Here is a 1,605-nt window from a genome sequence, read left to right as displayed (position 1 = left end):
GGCGGCTGCTGAACCTTGGCAACGCCACGGGGCATCCGTCCTTCGTCATGTCCGCCTCCTTCACCAATCAGGTGCTGGCGCAGATCGAGTTGTGGAAGAGCGGCGATACCTATGGGAACGGCGTTTTCATCCTGCCCAAGCACCTCGACGAAAAAGTCGCCCGGCTGCATCTCGACCGCATCGGCGTTCGCCTGTCGGAGCTTTCGCCCGAGCAGGCGGAGTACATCGGGGTAACGGTCGACGGTCCGTTCAAGCCCGAGCATTACCGCTATTGAGCGCAAGCTCACCCGCCCGCTCCAGCGCGGGCGGGGCTATTGCAGGTAGCCGCGAACCAGCGCTTCCGAAATCAGCGTCCAGCCGTTGGCAATGGCGAAAAACGCGAGCTTGAACGGCAGCGAGACGATTGCCGGCGGCACCATCATCATTCCCATCGACATGAGGATTGCCGCTACCACGAGGTCGATGATCAGGAACGGCAGGAAAATCAGGAAACCCACCTGAAATGCGGTCGCGATCTCGCTGAGCAGGAACGAGGGAACCAGCACCGAGAGCGGCATGTCCGCCGGTGGTGCGGTGGCGTCGGCTTCGAGCAGGCGAAGATCGGCCATCCGCATGAGCGTATCGGGGTCGACACGCGCCGCCATGAAAGCGCGGAACGGCTCCGCAATCCGCGCCAGCGCGGTGACCGAATCGATATCGTTGTCGATCAGGGGCTTCAGGCCCGAGGCCCAGGCTTCGACAAAAACCGGGTCCATCACGTAATAGGTCAGCACCAGCGCAATGGTCACGATCAGCATGTTGGGCGGAGATTGCTGCAGCCCGATCGCCTGCCGCAGGATCGACAGCACCGTCACGATGAACGGAAAACACGTCGCCATGATGATCAGGCCCGGCGCCAGGCCGAGCAGGCCGACCAGGACCATGAGCTGGATGGTGACCCCGGTCAGCGATTCGCTGCTGCCGAGGGAGAGTGTGATATCCTGCGCCACGGCGCCGCCGCCCGCGGCGAGCAGGGCGGCGGCGGCCAGCGGTGCGCGCAGGCGGTGTGTCACGGTCTCAGGCTTTCGCCGAGATCGGCGATCTCGGTCAGGCGGACGGCGAGCTGGCCTTCGTCGGGGCCGGATTGTTCGATCAGTTCGCCGCGCGCGATAAGCTTGTCGCCGACGTAGAGTTCAACCGGATCGATCACCCGCTTGTCGAGCCGCAGCACGGCGTTCTTCTCCAGCTGGAGAAGGTCGGAAATGCGGGGGCGCGCCCGCCCGACCGATACGGTGATTTCAACGGGAACCTGGGAGAACGGGTTTTCCGGTTTCGGGGGCTGGTCAGGCATTCGCCACTTCCTTTGGCTCTGGGTGATCGAAAAAACTCGCTATGGCTTCCGAGATGTCCCGGAGGACGGCATCGATGTCGAGCTTGCGCTCGACACGGCCGGCCCTGAGAAAGGCCTGTCCGTCACCGAGGGATTCCTCCTCCACCACCCGCGCCGGAGGCCCGACATGGCCGGCAATCAGGCTGCGCATGAGTTCGCCATTGCCGGGTGAGACAACGATCTCGAGGGTGACGTCGGCGGCACCTCCGGTCAGATCCGAGATCTGTTGCAGGATC

Annotated in this window: 3 protein-coding genes and 1 pseudogene; 1 reads left to right on the top strand and 3 read right to left on the bottom strand. The window is 63.8% G+C overall.

Annotated elements, in window-relative coordinates; translation table 11 throughout:
* On the top strand, positions 1-275 hold a 275-nt coding region (locus ACK5IR_RS04290), incomplete at its 5' end, for an adenosylhomocysteinase (protein ID WP_416926266.1).
* A gap of 36 nt (positions 276-311) precedes the next feature.
* Here ACK5IR_RS04290 and fliP read toward each other — a convergent pair.
* From fliP to ACK5IR_RS04275, 3 genes and pseudogenes are all read right to left on the bottom strand, one after another.
* Complete coding sequence (fliP, locus tag ACK5IR_RS04285; protein WP_416926264.1) at positions 312-1,052, bottom strand: flagellar type III secretion system pore protein FliP; 741 nt, start codon at positions 1,050-1,052, stop codon at positions 312-314.
* Complete coding sequence (locus ACK5IR_RS04280) at positions 1,049-1,330, bottom strand: FliM/FliN family flagellar motor switch protein (protein WP_416926262.1); 282 nt, start codon at positions 1,328-1,330, stop codon at positions 1,049-1,051. Before ACK5IR_RS04280 ends, fliP begins: the two co-directional genes overlap by 4 nt.
* Positions 1,323-1,605, bottom strand: a pseudogene (locus tag ACK5IR_RS04275) (hypothetical protein); the annotation flags it as partial. The gene ACK5IR_RS04280 and the pseudogene ACK5IR_RS04275, both read right to left, overlap by 8 nt.

This window comes from Tropicimonas sp., from assembly GCF_047971885.1.
Classification (GTDB): Bacteria; Pseudomonadota; Alphaproteobacteria; order Rhodobacterales; family Rhodobacteraceae; genus Tropicimonas.
Note: the sequence above shows the minus strand (reverse complement) of the source record. Positions and strands in the feature narration are given on the sequence as shown.

Bases quoted from the DNA above. Each gene is read 5' to 3' on its own strand.
- ACK5IR_RS04280 (WP_416926262.1), bottom strand. From the start codon at position 1,330: ATGCCTGACCAGCCCCCGAAACCGGAAAACCCGTTCTCCCAGGTTCCC.